Here is a 16,148-nt window from a genome sequence, read left to right on the forward strand (position 1 = left end):
CCACCGACATGGGGCCGCTCAGAGCGGCATTCGGCTGCATGTCCCGGAAAAGCAAAAGAGCCCCTTGCGGGGCTCTGAGCTAGGAAAATCTCTGGTGGCAGGTGCAGGACTTGAACCTGCGTAGGCTGAGCCGACGGTTTTACAGACCTGCCACGAAACCGCTTTGACCAGCAGGGATGCATTCCTGAGGAGCGATTTCGGCACGCATTCGGCATCGTCAAGCCTAGGAACCTTCAGAGGCGCGCGACCTGACCGATCCCAAATCCCGGCCACCACCCTCACCACGCCCCTCGGTCGCGTCACTCCCATCGCCGAACCTAAAAGTATCTTTTGTGAAGTATGTCGGGCTTGTGTCGATTAAGCTTCAATCAAAACTTCCGATGTGAACCAAATGTGAAGACCCCTTGGCGCGCCCTACGCTCCGGGCATACAGTCTCTTGCACACATCATGAGGATGAAGCATCAGTTTCGGCGCACCCAAAATTCGAATTTGATCAAGCGGGAAGAGTTGCCAATGGCCGATAAGCAAGGACGCCTCAGAAGCAATTTCAATCTGGGGGGCGAACAGGCAGAGGCAGATCCGCTATTGGAGCACGCATTTTACGAGTCTAGCGATTACTCTACAATAGCCTCAAAATTCGATACGCGCTGCTTCTTAATAGGTCGAACCGGCAGCGGAAAATCAGCAGCCCTAAAGCATCTTGATGAAAGTCACCCCGGTAAAGTTGTTCGTATAGACCCCGAAGACCTTTCACTACCATATATCGTTGACCTTCAGGTAATAAAATATCTAGGTTCTCTTGATGTAAATCTCGATCTTCTATTTATCGCGCTGTGGAAGCATGTGCTCTTGGTTGAGCTTATTCGACATAGATATAAAGTCGACTCACCAGCGGCGAAGCAGAATTTTCTCTCTACACTAAGAGAAAAAATCAAGCGCGATTCAGGTAAAGCAGCAGCTTTGGAGTATTTGGACGAGTTCGGCGAAAAATTCTGGTGCGAAGCCGACGAAAGAGTTAAGGAAATAACTGAGCGATTCGAACAGAAAATAAAGGCTGAGCAAAAGGCACACCTGGGTCTCTCAAAGTCATCGATCGATGCTAGTGCTGGTGCTGACACGACCTTCGGCAACGAATCAAAAGCCGAAATGACAGATCGTTATCAAAGAATAGTTAACCAGACACAGCTTGCTCGTCTCAACAAGATGATAGATGTCCTGGACGATGACATCCTAAATTCATCCCAGCATCAAACCTACGTTGTGATCGACGACTTAGACCGAGACTGGGTCGACGAGAGGCTATCGAACGACCTAATAAGATGTCTATTTAGAACGGTCCTTGATCTGAAAAAAGTACAACATCTAAAAGTCCTTGTTGCGCTTAGAACAAATATATTTCGAGAGCTAGACTTTGGAACACGCACAGGAGGCCAGGAGGAGAAATTTCGATCTATGGCGCTCACGATTCGCTGGAGCGCAAATGATCTCGAAAATATGCTGAATGAAAGGGCCCGCATTGCGGGCGATCAGTTTGGAATGCAAGTTCAATCGATTCGCGAACTTCTACCCGCTTCTAATAAATCCCGAGGTGATGCACTTCAGTACATGCTAAGTAAAACTTTGATGCGCCCTCGCGATATCATCTCATTTCTTAATGAGTGCTTCGCGTTGTCATCGGGCAAGGACCGCATATCTTGGGCCGATATCCAGTCGGCAGAGCGCGAATATTCGGAGAAGCGCCTACTAGCACTGCGAGATGAATGGAAGCCCACTTATCCGGATATTCAAAAAGCACTTAATGTATTTAGGAGAATCACACTTCCGCTACAAAAAGAAGCCTTCACGCAGCATCTAGACGAGATAATGCTTCTAGTGGCTGAAAGGGATTTTCGGGGGGGCGAATGGGTGTCAAAACTATCAGAAGCCATGTGGAGCGCCAATAGTAATTCTGAATGGACTGATTTGTACCAGCCCCTAGCATCCCTTCTCTATGATATAGGCTTTATTGGCATGGCGCGAAAAGGGGTAAATAATATTATCTACTCTTATGATCGCCCAGGATTTGCTGATAGCCACAGAAACCTTAGCGAAGTTGAAGTATTTTATATCCATCCCGCTTATCACGATGCCCTAGAGATAAAAGGGGACGATCAATTTCGGTGGGAGCACCGAGGCGATATTTAGGACCTGCAGGCACAGGAGTAGCACTGCCTGGCCTGCCTGGGCACCCTGTGGGTAAGCCTCGCGTCCAGTGGACTACGTCTCTTCATCGAAGACGTCGGCCGCGATGTTAATGACGACTCCTTCTTCGTTGGTAGTTGCGGCATGGAGATGCACGCGCCCTTCTCGGCGAAGGCCATTTGGCCACGCTTCCGCGCCGAGAGCATGCCGCCATACCTCGAAGTCGTCTTGCCGCTGGATGGGATCAGTCGCGTTGCACTCCCCTACCAGCGTGGGACCGGAGCCGCCATCCGTGATCGTCCACGAGATGACCGGAAGCTGTTCCGCACCCGCACGGTCCAGAAGCGCGCCCAGAGTTGCGTATGCCCGCTGCTGAGAACCGCGCCGCTCACCAAGAACGCCGTTCATGCCTACCTCCGTGTCTATGCTCGTCCTGCTCATGACAGCACGCTCGTATCAGGGAGCGTGATCGGCGCCTCTTCGCGCTCGTGGTCGTACATGCCGGCGAGAGCCGGTACGAACGCCTGAAGGTGCGTCTTCCACCTGTCGCAGAGAGCGGACCGCGCGGCAGAGTCGGTGTAGAGCAGGAACCGAAGGTGCCTCAGACCGTGCATCAGTACGTCGATGTAGCGGGGAATCGGCGCCTCGGTCGCCTCCACGGGGATGGGTTTACCGACCGCCTCGGGCAGTGCGGGATTGATCGGCGCGGCATCTGGCCACTGCTCACGAGCCAGGTCCGAACAGCCGATGACCGCCACATACGTAACGATCACGTCGCCGTCCTCCGCGCGCCACGAGGTGGAGTGCAGAAGGGTCACTCCGGCCGACGCCGAGTGATCCGCTAAGAGCATCTCGACGGTGGTGTGGGGATCGCTGTCCTGGGAGATGGGGTCCGAGCGCCATGCGTCGGCCCCGCTGATCAGCCAGAGCCCGATGGAGTCCGCCGTCACCGGCCAGACTTCTACGCGGACCCCTGCGCGGTCAGACATGCTCATCCTCCGATGTGTGCTTCGGCCTGTTTGCGCTCTTAGCCGTCTTGACCAACTGAGCCGCCCTCGCCTTTGACACCCCGATGCGGTCCGCCAGGCCAGCCAACGACATCCGCTCCGTCTCGAAGATCCGGGCCGCCTGCTCTGCTCGCAGGTCTGCCGAGGCTTCATAGAGCTTCCGCAGGATCTCTCCCAGTTCGGTCGCCTGTTGGAACGCCTGGTTAGGGTCACCGATCTTCCGAACGATGCCCACAGCCGCTTCGAAGTCGCGATCCAGAGCCGTCAGGGCAGCAGCGACGACCTCGGTCACATCCTCCTCCGTCATGAGATCCAGCGTACGCGGATTCGTCAAGGACCCCCTATACATCTTTCGTGTAGTACCCCCTTGACGTTCGTACAGGGGCCTCTGTACGGTCATTCGTGTAGCACCCCCTACACGGAACCGACCCGAAGGGAACGCCCGATGTACTCCGACCGCAAACCCCTCCGCTTCCTGCTGATCCTCTTGGCGGTCCTCGCCTTGTTCTTTGTCATCCGGGAGCCGGCCAAGGCTGCGGTCTTCACCACCCATGCCATCAACGGCTTGATGGCTGCGGCTGACTCGCTGATGACCTTCGTCGGGAACCTCGGCTGACTCTTATCAACGCAAACGGGGCGACCCCCATCCGCCAAGACACGGGCCGCCCCTCGACTCCCTCGCAGAAGGAGACACCTCATCATGACCCGCCCGTCCATCCCGGCCAAGTCCGACGTGTGTACGTCGGACTGCCGCAACGGCCAGATCTGGAACCCCGGCTCCGGCCCCTACCCCTGCCCCATCTGCCACGCCAGGAAGGCCGCATGATGGACCTCAGCGACCTGTTCACCGACGCGGCCCTCTCCGTCGAAGCGGCTGAGCTGCACACGGCGATGCTGAAGGCCGGCCCCGCGTGCGCCGATCTCGACCCGGAACTGTTCACCGGCCCGGACGCCTTCGCCACCGAGCACCCCACGACCCGCCAGGAACGCGAGAGCGCCGCCAAGCAGGTTTGCACTGCCTGTCCGGCCCGTCCCGAGTGCCTGGCCTACGCGCTGGCCACCTGCCCCACCGAAGGCGTCTGGGCTGGACTGACCACCGCCGAGGTTCACGCGCTCGTGCTGGCCGATCTGCTGGCGACCGGCATCGAACGGCAGGTGGCCTAACTCATGGGCCGTTACCAGTGCCCGCTGTGCCAGGGCATCCACCGCAGCGAGGACCTGCCGCGCTGCTCCGCCCACACTTTCGGCTACGACTCCGCGTGTGGCGGTTGCCGCGCCGTAGTCAACCAGACCCCGTGCGAGGGTGGCCGCTGATGGCCCGCTTTCAGTGCGCCGGCTGCAACCGCCGTCACAGCACCGCGACCGGCTGCCCGCGCTGCGGCAGCACCGGCCCGCAGATCCAGCGCTGCCACTCCCACGGCACCCGGCCCTTGTCCGGCTGCCGCGCCTGCCGCTCCCTGGCCCGCTCCTACTCCGGAATCTGAGAGGCCGACCATGACCATCCCCGCCCCCGCTCCTACGACCCCCGCGGATGTGGCCGACCTGGCCGATCTGGCCGGAGCGCTGCGCCGCGCCGCCCGCCTGCCCGGCCTGCTGGTGCACATCACCCCCGATCTGGGCGACAACGCCTGCGCCGTCACCCGCAAGTGCGACCCCGCGCCGCTCGTGGAGATCGGCACCGACCTGCTGGCTGATCACCGCTCGACCGTCCTGCAGGGGGCCATGGCTCACGAGATCGCCCACCACACGCTCAAGCACGGCTATCGCCCCGTCTGCTGGCGCAACCCGGCATGGCTGGCCAAAGCCTGTTTCCTGGCCGGTCTGATCGCGCATCTGCCGCTGCCCGTCCTGGGCGTCCTCGCGGTGGCGGTGTTCATCACCGCCGCGATGGGCGCCCGGCGGGAGCGGCTGCAGGAGTACGACGCCGACGCCCACGCGGTGCGGCTGCTGGACGCCGCCGGTCTGCCCGGCCGGCGGATCGTCGCCGCCGCCCTGGCCGACCTGCCCGACGAGCCCCCCGCCTACCGTCTGGCCGGGTGGGTCTTCAGTAGTCATCCCACCTCCCGTGCCCGTCGCCGTACCCTGGCCGCCGGGCGCCCGGCTCGTCGGCTGCGCTGGGCACTGATCTGGCAGCACATCCCCGCCACCGCCACCGCCACCGCGACGACCGCGGGCAAGCCGGGGGTGCGGGCATGACTTCTCACCTGATCACCCTTCGCGTTGCCCTGGCCGACCTGACCGCGTCGTTGCACGCCCGGCTGCTGCTGGCCGTCGCGTCGCTGTCGGGCTGGACCCCGGACACCGCCGCCCAGATCTGGGCAGGCTTCCCCGGTAACCGGTGCGCCCGGCCCTCCTGCCCCGCCTGCCGTAGGGGGTGCCGGCAGTGAGCCGCATCCGCGCCCGCTTCTGGGACCCCACCGGCACCCGGTACGGCATCCCCACCTACCCGTGGCGGATGGCCCCGCCGCACCTGCTCACCCGCCGCCAGCTCATCGCTGAAGGGCTGCGGCCCGGCGGACAGGGCGTGCAGGCCCAAATCCTGTGGGCCTCGCGCCGGTACGGCGCTCCCGGCGTGCGCGCCGCCTACCTCTACGACACCCGCTTCGCGCTGCCGAAGCGCACCGCGACCCCGGCGCAGTTGGAGGCGCTGGCTAAGGCCAACGCTGCCCGCCGCATCTGCCCCGAGTGCTGCCGGGATGCCGGGTACGTGCTGCCGCGCCACCTGGGCACCTGCCTGGACTGCGCGGAGACGGCGGGGGTCGCCGCGTGATCGGTATCCGCCTGATCGGCACGCCCGCTGAGGTCGCCGAGGCCGCCCTGATCGTCCGGGAGGCATTCATCGTCACCGGCTTCCGCGGTCCCTACCCCAGTCGCCACACCTCCGCCCACGTCCGCCTCTACCTGGAGGTTCAGCCCTCGTGAGCGACTTCTACGACTACGACATCGAGATCGAGTTTCCCGAGGATCGCGATCCCGTCGACGGCGTCGCGTACTGGGAAGGGTCCGGTCACATCCAGGTGATGGTTCCCGTTTCGGTGGAGGTCGTGCGCGCCTACCTGCTCAACGAGATCGCCCGCGGGTGCAATGGCCGGAAGTTCGAGGTCATCCGCTGCGAGATCACCCTAAGAGCGGAGGTGCCCGCATGAGTGCCGCTCCGATGACCCGTGCCGACCTCCTCGCCGAGTTGGAGGGGTTGCGGCGCACCAGCCGCAACGTCAACCGCGCGGTGTGGGGGGTTGCGGTCGGGGTGATGGTCTACGGCGCCGGCAACGTGACCGGCCTGCTGGTCGCCCACGGCGTGCACGCGGCGATCGCGTGGATGCTGTCGCCGATGGTCGACTTGGGCCTGATCGTCGCGTTGGTCGGCGGTCGGGCGCTGGACCGCTACGGGGTGCGCGCCGGGTGGCTGACCATGCTGCGCTGGACCGCCGGACTGATGACGTGGTCGCTGAACGTCGCCGGTCCGGCCCTGGCGCCCGGCGGGGTGGACGCGGTCGGGGTGCTGATTCACTCCTGCGGCCCGGTGCTGCTGCTGGTCGTCGCTGAGGCGTCCGCGTCCGTGCAACGCGGCATCGCCGCTACCACGGTCCGGCTGCACCGGCAGATGGACGAAGCCGGTCCGACCGCCCCGGCCGCGCCCCTGCCGACCCCGACCGCTGTCGGACCGATCCCGGCTCCCGACCCCGCGCCCACGGCGATCGGTCCGACCAAGCCCCGCCCGAACAAGACCGCTCCGACCGCGCGGACCCGCCGGGCGGCTGATCCGGCGGACGTGGACGGATTGATGCCGCTGGGATGGCGCATCGCCGCCGACCACGAGACACGCGGCATCCCGCTGACCCGCGACCGGCTCAAGGACGCCGTCCGCCAAACCGGTCAGTCGATTTCAACCGACCGCGCCGGGCGACTGCTGGCCCGACTGCGGACCGACCCCCCGGCCGACCCCGCCCCGACCACCTCGACCGCACCCCCCGCCGACCCGGCGGACGAGACAGGCGGTCCGACCGCCCCCGCCATCACCGACCTTGCCGTCCGCACGACCGCTCTCACCGACTCAGGAGACATTCATGGCTGAGCGCCACGGAGACCCCTTCACCGGCCAGCATCGCGGTGGCCACAAGGCCGGCGGACACCCATATGCCGCCCAGATCGGCTACTCGCCGCTGGCCGACCCGGAGTTCTTCACCAACGCCGACATCCGCAACTACTGCGAAAAGGCCCGCACCGAATTCCTGAAACTGTCGTTCGAGCTGTCCATGGCCGCCGAGGTACTCCAAGCCGTGCTCAAGGAGGTACCCGACCCCACCGGGCGCCCCTTCGGCGCGGGGGCACGCGCCCGCCGGGTGGCCCGCCACCTCAAGCGCACCGCCACCGAAGCCCGAGACGCGGCCAAGAACGCCGCCCGCACCTACGCCGCGTTCCAACGCGAGTTCGACCCCGAACTGTCGGCCACTTCCCGCACCCGTCCCCGCCGGGCACGGCGCCGCTTCGACTTCGGCGCCTAACCCGTGGAAAGGAGAAAAGCGATGTCCGCACAACGTGACCTGCCGCAACTGCCCATGGTCTACCACTCCCGCGGGGGCGGGGTCGGTGGCTACCTGCTGCAGCGCGCCGCCCCGTACCTGCCACCCTGGCTGCTGACCGCCGGAACCGGCCTGGCCTCGCTGCCCGCCCACAGCCTGTGGGCTGACTCGGCCGCCGCCTCAGCCGGTCTCACCCTGGCGTCGGCCGCGCTGACCGCAAGCACCTGGTGGGCGGGCAAGTCCACCACCCCGCAACGGCGCATGCACTCGGCCGCCACGGTCGCCGCGGCCACCTCCTGGCTGACCGCCGCCGCGCTGGCCGGACCCACTACCGGCCCGCTGCAGAGCCTGTATCTGATCGGCGGTCCCGCGCTGGCCGCCTCCTGGAACATCCGCCACCTGCTGCGCACCAACCGCAACGACCACGCCGACGGCGAGGGCGAAGGGGCCGGCGGGCTGCTGGAAAAGGTCGGCCTGGCCAAGACCATGGTCACCGGCTCGACCGTGGCGCCGAACAAAGCCACCTTCCAACTGCAGTTACCGCCCGGCGAGCTCACCGCCGATGACGTGGCCAAAGCCGCGCCGCGCCTGGCCTCCGCCTTGGACGTCTCACCCACCGCGGTGCGGGTGCACCCCGACCCCGATTCCCACGCCCGCGCCCAAGTCACCATCGTTCCGCGGGATCTGCTCAAGACCACCACGCCGTGGCCCGGCCCGTCCGCGCCCGGCGGCTCCGTCGCCGGCCCGGTCGTGGTCGGCGTATATGAGGACGGCACTCCGGCCGTGCTGTACTTCCCCGGCGACACCGAGCAGGCGCGCAACGCCATGCACCTGCTCGTCATGGGCATGACCGGCTCCGGCAAGTCCGAGGCCGCGTTGGTCGCCCTGGCCGAACTCGTCAGCCGCAAGGATGTGGTGGTCTGGGCATCCGACCCGGCCAAGGCTGACCAGACCTTGGGGCCGCTGCTACCCGCGCTGGACTGGGCCGCGCTCGACATGCCGTCCACGGTCGCGATGATCGAGGCGATCACCGCGGCCATCCCGGCCCGCACCAAGTGGCTGGCCAAGTACGGCTACAAGCAGTGGGAACCGGCCTGCGCCGAAGTTCAGGCTGACGGCTCGCCCGGCATGCCATACCTGGTGTGCTGGTTCGAAGAAGCGGCCAAGACCATCCGCGAGACCGACGACGACGTGTTCACCGGCATCGGCCAAGAAGCCCGCTCCGCGGGCGTCTCCCTGGTGGTGTCCCTGCAGCGCGCCTCAGGCACCCAGATCAGCACCGACACCCGCGCCTCGCTGGGCTCCTCCTGGTGCTTCGGGGTACGCGACGACCGCGACGCCGGATTCGCCCTGCCCGACGAAGCCTTGGACGCAGGAGCGAGTCCGCATGCCTGGCGCGACAAGCGGCCCGGCTACAACTACCTGGCCGCCAACGGCGTCCCCGAAGACCTGTGGGCAACCCCGGCCCGCTCCTACCTGACCAGCCGCGAGGCACTTGACTGGGTCGTGGCCACCTTCGCTGGCGTGCGCGCCGAGGTGGACGCGACCACCGCCGCCGCTGCCCGGCAGGTAGCCGGAAGCGTCTTCACCGACCGCACCCGCCACCCCCTCACCCCCAGCACGCCCGCCGCGGCCCGGCCCGCCGGAAACAGCCGCCTCACCACCGCCCCCGACCCTGACGGCCTCGACGACGCCGACGACGAGACAGACGAGGCCGAAGGGCTCGACGGCATCGACCCCGAACAGCCCTTGGCGCCGGTCAAGTCCGTGATCCGCTTCGGCACCCCCGACGGGCGTACGCGCCGCACGGTCAGCACCGACGAGGCCCGCCAGGCCATGACCGATCTGCTGGAGGAGTTCGAGGCCGCCGGGATGGCCGAGGTCGGGCCGAAGGAGTTCATGGACCACTGCGACCGGCACGGCCGCACCCGCGGATGGGTCTCCGGACAGGTCGCCGCGATGGTCCTCAGTGGCCGCCTACAGGAGACCGATCGACCCGGCCGTTACCGGATCATCCCGCAGGATCAGCGGGTTCTGGCCGGTGTCTGACGTCAGACACCGTCTGACGGCAACCCCCTATTTCCCCAGGTAACGCGCGCCCGCGAGGGGTGTCAGACGGTGTCTGACGCTCCGCCTGACACCCGCGCTGACACCCCTCGCGCATGCCCCCGCTTCCTGTCCTTCGCACCGCGAAAGCGAGTTCGCCATGCCCACACACCACCCGCTGCGCTACGCGCTGGCCGCCGCCGCCCGCGGCTGGCACGTCTTCCCCGTCGCCATCGCTGACAAGCCCCCCGTCAAGGGCTTTGCCGACTGGGAGAGCAACGCCACCACCGACCCCGACCTGATCCGACGGTGGTGGGCACGGGCGCCGTACAACATCGGCATCGCCTGCGGCCCCTCCGGTCTGGTCGTGATCGACCTTGATACCCCCAAACCCGGGAAGGAGGGGCTTCGCCCCCCGCCCCCTTGGGACCTGCCGGGGGTCACCGAGGGCGCCGACGTGCTGGCCGTCCTATGCGAGCGCGCCGGAGAGCCCCTGCCGTTCGAGACCTTCACCGTCCGCACCCGCCGCGGTGGCACGCACCTGTACTTCGCCGCGCCGGACGGTCCCCAGCTCGGCAACACCGAAGGTGACAAGGGCAACGGGCTGGGCTGGCTGATCGACACCCGAGCGAACGGTGGCTACGTGCTTGGTCCCGGCAGCTACGTGGACCGGCCGGACGGCACCGGCGCCTACGAGGTGCTGCACAACACGACCCCGGCCCCGCTGCCCCCCTCCCTGTTCCAGCAGCTCTTGCCCCCGCCCCGTCCGGCGCCCACACCCGTGCACCTGGCGCTGCCCGACACCCGACGAGGCGCCTACCTGCACGCGGCGATCACCCGCGAGTTGGAGCGCGTGGCCACCGCCCCGACCGGCCAGCGCAACGGCACCCTCTACCTCGCCGCGATCGCCCTGGGCCAACTCGTCGCCGGGGGCGCGCTCGCCGAGACCGAGGTGTCAATCCTGCTGGAACAACAGGGGGTCGATGCCGGGCTGAGCCGCACCGAGACCCTCCACACCGTCGCCTCCGGCCTCAAAGCCGGTGCCAAGCGACCCCGAACGGTCGCCGCATGACCACCCAACCCACTCACAGGAGAGCCGAACCCATGTCCCAGACCGAACCCGCCGGCCACGGCGCGCTGCTGCTTGACGCGCTGCTGGCCGCACTCACCCGCTACGTCATCCTGCCGACCCCACAGGCCGCCGATGCGGTGGTGTTGTGGATCGCCGCCAGCCACGCCCAACCCGCGTGGGCACACGCCCCACGCCTGGTCATCCGCGCCCCGGAGAAGCGGTGCGGCAAGTCCCGGCTTCTCGATGTGGTGGAGGCCACCTGTCACGAGCCATTCATCACCGTCAACTCCAGCAGCGCCGCGGTCTACCGGTCCATCAGCGAGGACCCGCCCACCATGCTCGTGGACGAGGCCGACACGATCTTCGGCCCGAAGGCGGACGGGAACGAGGACCTGCGCGGGTTGCTGAACGCCGGACATCAGCGCAACCGCCCCGCAAAGCGCTACGACGCCAACACCGGCCGGGTGGAATCCATCCCGACCTTCGCCATGGCTGCGCTCGCCGGTATCGGCGCGATGCCCGACACGATCGAGGACCGCGCCGTGGTGGTGCGGATGCGCCGGCGTGGCCCTGGCGAAATCGTCGCTCCTTACCGGCACCGCCGTGACCGACCCCTGCTGCGCCAGCTCGCCGAGGACCTCGCGGCCTGGTTGCGCGCCGACTTGGCCACTCTGGAGCAGGCCGAACCGTCCATGCCGGTGGAAGACCGCGCCGCCGACACCTGGGAACCGCTTGTGGCGGTGGCCGACTACGCCGGAAGCCATTGGCCCAAGCGCGCCCGCGCCGCGGTGCTCGCGCTCACCGCTGAGGCCGACGACAACGGCGAGACCTCAACTCGGGTCCGGCTCCTGGCTGACTGCCGCACCGTGTTCGGCACCGAGCCGGCTTTGCCCACTGCGACCCTGCTGGAACGGCTCAAGAGCGACACCGAAGCGCCTTGGGCCGACTACGGGCCGACCGGTCTGACTGCGATGAAGCTTGGCGTGATCTTGCGCGAGTACGACATTCGTTCGGCCAACATCCGCTTCCTGGACGGCACCCAGGCCAAGGGCTACCAGCGTGCCGACTTCCTCGACGCCTGGGCGCGCTACTGCCCTGCGCCGGCTCTTCCCGACTCCCCGCAGAACACCGAACTTCCCCTGTTTGAGGGGGGTAGCCGTCCCAGCCGTCCCAGCCTTGTTATCGCAGGTCAGCGCGGGACGCCTTCCATCCGTGGGACGGCTTAGCCGTCCCAGTCAAGCAAGCCGTCCCAGCCTGACCAGCACAAATGAGGCTGGGACGGCTGGGACGGCTACCCCTCGCCAAACTGCTCCGACCTACCGCAGACCCGCCAGGAGACATCCATGCCCAAGGGCGAGAAGCTCACCATCGCCGACATCTGCGAAGACCTCGACATCAGCCGATCCACCTTCTACGACTGGCGCCAGAAGGGCCGCGCCCCCAAGTGCATGAGGCTGCCCAACGGAGACCTTCGTGTCCGCCGCGCCGACTATGACCGCTGGCTGGCCAGCCTGGAGGACGCATCCTGATGAAGGACATCACCTACGACGCGCGAATTTACAAGACCGAGGTCTACAAGGGTAAGAAGGTCACCACGTACTACGTGCGATGGAGCACCGGCGGAAAGCCCTGGAAAGAGCCGTACCGCAACGCTGCTCAGGCCGACGTCTTCCGCTCCGAGTTGATGACCGCGGCTCGCCGAGGTGAAGCATTCAGCATGGCTACGGGCCGTCCCGTCTCGTGGAAGCGTGAGGAAACCGCGCTGAGCTGGTACGGCTTCACACTGGCGTTCGTGGAGGCGAAATGGCCGCACGCGTCGCCGAACCACCGGCGCGGGATCGCCGAAGCACTGGTGGATGCAACCGAGGCTTTGCTGAGTACGGAGAGCGGAGTTCCCTCGCGTGATGTCCGGCGTACCGCACTGCGATGGGCCTACAGCACTCGAATTCGCGATGGCGAGAAAGCGCCGGCCGATCTGGAGAAAGTGCTTCGCTGGCTCGAAGACAACACCGTCGCCCTCGCGGACTTCGACGAGCAAGGCAGGGGCGCGGTTCTAGCTCGTGCCATCCTGACCAGGATCAGCCAGACCATGGATGGGAAGCCTGCCGCCGCGAACACTGCCAATCGCAAGCGCATGGTCCTCAACAGCGCGATGGAGTACGGCCAGGAGATCGGGCTCTTGAAGGCCAACCCGTTCAAGACCGTGAAGTGGACCAGGCCGCGGACGCTGAGCACGGTGGACCCCCGCGCCGTCATCAACTCCGAGCAGGCCCGACGATTCCTTACCGCCGTTCGGCTGGACAGCAAGCGCGGTGAGCGAATGGAAGCGTTCTTCGGCTGCATGTATTACGCCGCCTTACGTCCCGAGGAGGTGGTGGACCTGCGTCGGGTGCACCTTCATAGCCTGCCCGAAGAGGGGTGGGGAGAGATGCGGCTCACCAATGCCGAACCGCGTGCCGGGAGCCGATGGACGAACAGCGGGAAGCCGCGAGAGCGCCGCGGGCTCAAGCACCGCGCGGAGGGGGACACGCGCCCGATCCCCATTCATCCCGAGCTTGTCTCACTGCTGCGGGCACATCTGGGCCGCTTTGGCACCGGCCCCGAGGGGCGTGTCTTCATCGGTCCCCGCGGCGGGCTGATGACCGATCGGGCTTATCTCAAGGTCTTCCATGAGGCCAGGAAAAAGGCGTTCACCTCGGAAGAGGCATCCTCACCGTTGATGGATGTGCCGTACACACTTCGGCACGCTGCCGTCTCTACCTGGCTCAACGCCGGAGTTCCTGCCCCTCAGGTCGCCGAGTGGGCGGGACACAGTGTAGATGTTTTGCTTCGCGTTTACGCAAAGTGCATCTATGGCCAACAAAGCGAGGCTATGAGCCGAATATGGGAAGCTACTCGCTCATCGATGTAGCGAACCCTGACCTCTTCGCAGAGTCGCCGCACCATCCTGACGCCAGCCTGAGGTGAGGCTAAGGAGCTGGGAGAGCAATCGGTGCACACGCCCTCCCAGCCCCAACCATCAACGGTTATGACCTACTTCATGATCTTATGGAGCAGGCCAGCGACAGCCACTGCACAGGCAAAACCTGCAGGGGCTTCAACGGTAATCCCGAGTGCCACGCCAACTGTCGTGGCAGACGTAAGAATGATCGCCCATCGCTGAGAGAGTCGCTCTGGCTCCTTTGACGTGCTGCGACCTTCCTTCTTCGGACGCTGTGCAGGTAGTCTCACGACAGCGGTCTCCTTCCTCTTAAGCCGACGTCGGAACCGCGAGAACGGCCTCCCGTTGCCTCGGGAGGCCGTTCGTTTTTACCGAACGACCCGAATTGCCGATCTCACGTGATCGTACGCTTCCACATGATCGCATTTCTGTCATCCGTCTTGAGTAGGCGTGATCACCCCCTCAGGAGTAAATATCCCACTCTGCTATTTCACATTTTCTTCCCTACGCGACGCAATGCGCTTAGCTGTTGCGCCGAGTGCAATCGAGAGCGACGAGGCACAAAAAATGATAGAGATCACCAATGACGTAGTCCGCGTACTCCACCCTCTTCCCATCCAGGAGGAGGTAGAGGATTTGGTGCGATATCACCAGCAGGTCTTCCTGGTCCAGGAGGATCGCGAGATCAGGCTGAAATATCTCATGGATGAGCAAAATAGTGTTAAAGGAAATTTCGACCCACTTCTTCACGAACTACGCGAACTATCGGACCTTAAGAAGCAGATCGAGGAGCAGATTCGGCTCCTCCTCGCGTACGCCCGAGAGTTCGTAAGGCCAGAGCCCTACAAGCTGGCAACTCTTGCAAGCGCCACCCAGATGTCGATCTCAGGGGTTCGAAAGGCTTACAGCCACAAGGAGAAAGTGATCGTCGCAAGGAACATCAAACGTGGCGATAGGCACGGAAACCTCGTACCCCCCGGAGAGGAAACACCAGATGCTTCCTCGCGGAACCGGACTCCCGGACTGGACGAGTTCGGTCGTTTTAGCGGCTTGCGGTCCGCTGTTGACCTCACATACCGACGCTTCCCCACGGGGCGATCTACGCTCCCACCTGCGGTCTCCTAGCGTGCCTCGCATCCGTCCATGGAGGAGCAGCGGGATGGGGAGAGCAGCGCAGCTCAGCTCCGCATGTGCCTTGACGACAACTCGCATAGCTCGTTGCCATGCGCATATGGCTGAGAAGCCAGAAGAGTTGATCTACCGAACCAGCGAGAGACTAGCCATCCGAATCCTCAACTCGCTCCCCCATCGGAACCGATCGCCTCGGCCGGCAACCCTGCTGGACCGCCAACGATCATGGGCACGTATTTGGCACAGCTCCCCGCAGATGCCCGGTGATCGCCGTAGACAGCCGGACATACGAGAACAGCCCCCTCGCCGCGTTTCCGCTGGTGAGAGGGCTGTTTCTGCTGGTGTGGCAGGTGCAGGACTTGAACCTGCGTAGGCTGAGCCGACGGTTTTACAGACCGCTCCCTTTGACCACTCGGGCAACCTGCCGCGCCATCCGCGCGAGGCGGTGACATGAAGAAGAATAGCGGACTTCGGCACGTGACGTGACATCGGCGAGGCGCCCTCGTCGGCAGCCAGTCGGACCAGGACGTTCGTGTCTTATGACCGCATCTCGCGTAGGGAGTCCGACAGGACGTTGAAGATCCCGCGCCGTAGCGGGTGTGCGGCCGGGCGCCGGTCCAGCGGCGTTTCCCGCTTGTTTGAACACCGTCGCGTCAGCGTTGACGGTCACGCTCATCGTGAGCCGATAGGCGAAGCGCTAGGGTCGGCATGAGAGCTAGAAAGGATAGTCGACGCATGGCCGACAGCAGTTTTGACATCGTCAGCAAGATCGACCATCAGGAGGCCGACAACGCGCTGAACCAGACGGTCAAGGAGGTCGGGCACCGATTCGACTTCAAGGGCACCGGCGCGAGCATCGCCTGGTCGGGCGGCCAGAAGGCTGTCGAGATCAAGGCCAACAGCGAGGAGCGGGCCAATGCCGTCCTTGACGTGTTCAAGGACAAGCTGGTCAAGCGAGGGCTCTCGCTCAAGGTCCTGGACGCAGATGAGCCCAAGTTGTCCGGCAAGGAATACCGCCTGGTGGTCACCCTCAAGGAGGGTATCGACCAGGAGCACGCCAAGAAAATCTCGAAGATCATCCGGGATGAGGGCCCCAAGGGGATCAAGGCCCAGATCCAGGGTGAGGAACTGCGGGTGAGTTCCAAGAAGAGAGACGAACTACAAGAGGTCATCGCCCTGCTCAAGGGCAAGGAGCTGGAGATCGCTCTTCAGTTCACGAACTACCGCTAGCAGACGGACGATCAGG

22 protein-coding genes and 1 tRNA gene are annotated in these 16,148 nt (G+C 64.8%); 19 read left to right on the forward strand and 4 right to left on the reverse strand.

The annotated features are described in order from the left end of the window. The first annotated feature begins 490 nt into the window (after positions 1 to 490). Positions 491 to 2,185: a P-loop ATPase, Sll1717 family gene (locus OHA77_RS17675; RefSeq protein ID WP_406319127.1), complete on the forward strand. Its 1,695-nt coding sequence runs from the start codon at positions 491 to 493 to the stop codon at positions 2,183 to 2,185. A gap of 72 nt (positions 2,186 to 2,257) precedes the next feature. Here the strand turns inward: OHA77_RS17675 and OHA77_RS17680 are convergent, their stop codons facing one another. From OHA77_RS17680 to OHA77_RS17690, 3 genes are read right to left on the reverse strand one after another with little or no spacing between them, the layout of a single operon-like run. Further along, positions 2,258 to 2,590 carry a hypothetical protein gene (locus OHA77_RS17680; protein WP_406319128.1) on the reverse strand — a complete coding sequence of 111 codons (333 nt, stop codon included), beginning with the start codon at positions 2,588 to 2,590 and terminating at the stop codon, positions 2,258 to 2,260. A 29-nt stretch (positions 2,591 to 2,619) separates the two neighbouring features. Continuing rightward, positions 2,620 to 3,171, reverse strand: coding sequence for a hypothetical protein (locus OHA77_RS17685; RefSeq protein WP_406319129.1), 552 nt, complete (start codon positions 3,169 to 3,171; stop codon positions 2,620 to 2,622). Continuing rightward, positions 3,164 to 3,496 carry a hypothetical protein gene (locus OHA77_RS17690; RefSeq protein ID WP_406319130.1) on the reverse strand — a complete coding sequence of 111 codons (333 nt, stop codon included), beginning with the start codon at positions 3,494 to 3,496 and terminating at the stop codon, positions 3,164 to 3,166. Before OHA77_RS17690 ends, OHA77_RS17685 begins: the two co-directional genes overlap by 8 nt. 138 nt (positions 3,497 to 3,634) lie before the next feature. On the opposite strand from OHA77_RS17690, the gene OHA77_RS17695 reads away from it, so the two are divergent. The 17 genes from OHA77_RS17695 to OHA77_RS17775 all read left to right on the forward strand — a co-directional run bounded on the left by OHA77_RS17695 (position 3,635) and on the right by OHA77_RS17775 (position 14,896). Then, positions 3,635 to 3,805 (forward strand): hypothetical protein, encoded by a 171-nt coding sequence (locus tag OHA77_RS17695; protein ID WP_406319131.1) that lies wholly within the window; start codon positions 3,635 to 3,637, stop codon positions 3,803 to 3,805. Positions 3,806 to 3,889: 84 nt separating this feature from the next. Continuing rightward, positions 3,890 to 4,015 (forward strand): hypothetical protein, encoded by a 126-nt coding sequence (locus OHA77_RS17700; RefSeq protein WP_406319132.1) that lies wholly within the window; start codon positions 3,890 to 3,892, stop codon positions 4,013 to 4,015. After that, positions 4,012 to 4,353: a WhiB family transcriptional regulator gene (locus tag OHA77_RS17705; RefSeq protein ID WP_406319133.1), complete on the forward strand. Its 342-nt coding sequence runs from the start codon at positions 4,012 to 4,014 to the stop codon at positions 4,351 to 4,353. Before OHA77_RS17700 ends, OHA77_RS17705 begins: the two co-directional genes overlap by 4 nt. 149 nt (positions 4,354 to 4,502) lie before the next feature. After that, positions 4,503 to 4,673, forward strand: a complete 171-nt coding sequence (locus tag OHA77_RS17710; protein WP_406319134.1) for a hypothetical protein — start codon at positions 4,503 to 4,505, stop codon at positions 4,671 to 4,673. 10 nt (positions 4,674 to 4,683) lie between these two features. Beyond that, entirely contained in the window at positions 4,684 to 5,385 is a 702-nt protein-coding gene (locus tag OHA77_RS17715) for a M48 family metalloprotease (protein WP_406319135.1), read from the forward strand. Continuing rightward, the gene (locus OHA77_RS17720) at positions 5,382 to 5,576 is read left to right on the forward strand and encodes a hypothetical protein (RefSeq protein WP_406319136.1); all 195 of its coding nucleotides are present in this window, start codon (positions 5,382 to 5,384) and stop codon (positions 5,574 to 5,576) included. Before OHA77_RS17715 ends, OHA77_RS17720 begins: the two co-directional genes overlap by 4 nt. Beyond that, entirely contained in the window at positions 5,573 to 5,959 is a 387-nt protein-coding gene (locus OHA77_RS17725) for an RRQRL motif-containing zinc-binding protein (protein WP_406319137.1), read from the forward strand. Before OHA77_RS17720 ends, OHA77_RS17725 begins: the two co-directional genes overlap by 4 nt. Beyond that, positions 5,956 to 6,111 carry a hypothetical protein gene (locus OHA77_RS17730; protein ID WP_406319138.1) on the forward strand — a complete coding sequence of 52 codons (156 nt, stop codon included), beginning with the start codon at positions 5,956 to 5,958 and terminating at the stop codon, positions 6,109 to 6,111. Before OHA77_RS17725 ends, OHA77_RS17730 begins: the two co-directional genes overlap by 4 nt. Further along, positions 6,108 to 6,335 (forward strand): hypothetical protein, encoded by a 228-nt coding sequence (locus tag OHA77_RS17735; RefSeq protein WP_406319139.1) that lies wholly within the window; start codon positions 6,108 to 6,110, stop codon positions 6,333 to 6,335. Before OHA77_RS17730 ends, OHA77_RS17735 begins: the two co-directional genes overlap by 4 nt. After that, positions 6,332 to 7,264: a hypothetical protein gene (locus OHA77_RS17740; RefSeq protein ID WP_406319140.1), complete on the forward strand. Its 933-nt coding sequence runs from the start codon at positions 6,332 to 6,334 to the stop codon at positions 7,262 to 7,264. The genes OHA77_RS17735 and OHA77_RS17740 overlap by 4 nt, the downstream gene beginning before the upstream one ends. Further along, positions 7,257 to 7,694 (forward strand): plasmid transfer protein TraA, encoded by a 438-nt coding sequence (gene traA / locus OHA77_RS17745; protein WP_406319141.1) that lies wholly within the window; start codon positions 7,257 to 7,259, stop codon positions 7,692 to 7,694. The genes OHA77_RS17740 and traA overlap by 8 nt, the downstream gene beginning before the upstream one ends. Before the next feature lie 21 nt (positions 7,695 to 7,715). Further along, positions 7,716 to 9,761, forward strand: coding sequence for a plasmid transfer protein TraB (gene traB / locus OHA77_RS17750; protein ID WP_406319142.1), 2,046 nt, complete (start codon positions 7,716 to 7,718; stop codon positions 9,759 to 9,761). Positions 9,762 to 9,918: 157 nt separating this feature from the next. Next, positions 9,919 to 10,830: a bifunctional DNA primase/polymerase gene (locus OHA77_RS17755; RefSeq protein WP_406319143.1), complete on the forward strand. Its 912-nt coding sequence runs from the start codon at positions 9,919 to 9,921 to the stop codon at positions 10,828 to 10,830. 32 nt (positions 10,831 to 10,862) lie between these two features. Continuing rightward, positions 10,863 to 12,056 carry a DUF3631 domain-containing protein gene (locus OHA77_RS17760; protein ID WP_406319144.1) on the forward strand — a complete coding sequence of 398 codons (1,194 nt, stop codon included), beginning with the start codon at positions 10,863 to 10,865 and terminating at the stop codon, positions 12,054 to 12,056. 117 nt (positions 12,057 to 12,173) lie between these two features. After that, positions 12,174 to 12,359, forward strand: a complete 186-nt coding sequence (locus OHA77_RS17765) for a helix-turn-helix transcriptional regulator (protein ID WP_406319145.1) — start codon at positions 12,174 to 12,176, stop codon at positions 12,357 to 12,359. Further along, positions 12,359 to 13,741 (forward strand): tyrosine-type recombinase/integrase, encoded by a 1,383-nt coding sequence (locus OHA77_RS17770; protein WP_406319146.1) that lies wholly within the window; start codon positions 12,359 to 12,361, stop codon positions 13,739 to 13,741. Before OHA77_RS17765 ends, OHA77_RS17770 begins: the two co-directional genes overlap by 1 nt. Before the next feature lie 480 nt (positions 13,742 to 14,221). Beyond that, positions 14,222 to 14,896 carry a hypothetical protein gene (locus OHA77_RS17775; protein WP_406319147.1) on the forward strand — a complete coding sequence of 225 codons (675 nt, stop codon included), beginning with the start codon at positions 14,222 to 14,224 and terminating at the stop codon, positions 14,894 to 14,896. 350 nt (positions 14,897 to 15,246) lie between these two features. Here the strand turns inward: OHA77_RS17775 and OHA77_RS17780 are convergent. Next, positions 15,247 to 15,328 (reverse strand) — tRNA-Tyr (locus tag OHA77_RS17780). Between the two features lie 309 nt (positions 15,329 to 15,637). On the opposite strand from OHA77_RS17780, the gene OHA77_RS17785 reads away from it, so the two are divergent. Then, positions 15,638 to 16,132 carry a YajQ family cyclic di-GMP-binding protein gene (locus OHA77_RS17785; RefSeq protein WP_406319148.1) on the forward strand — a complete coding sequence of 165 codons (495 nt, stop codon included), beginning with the start codon at positions 15,638 to 15,640 and terminating at the stop codon, positions 16,130 to 16,132. The last annotated feature ends 16 nt before the right edge of the window (positions 16,133 to 16,148 follow it).

Source organism: Streptosporangium sp. NBC_01639, assembly GCF_045209755.1.
In the GTDB taxonomy this organism is placed as follows: domain Bacteria; phylum Actinomycetota; class Actinomycetes; order Streptosporangiales; family Streptosporangiaceae; genus Streptosporangium.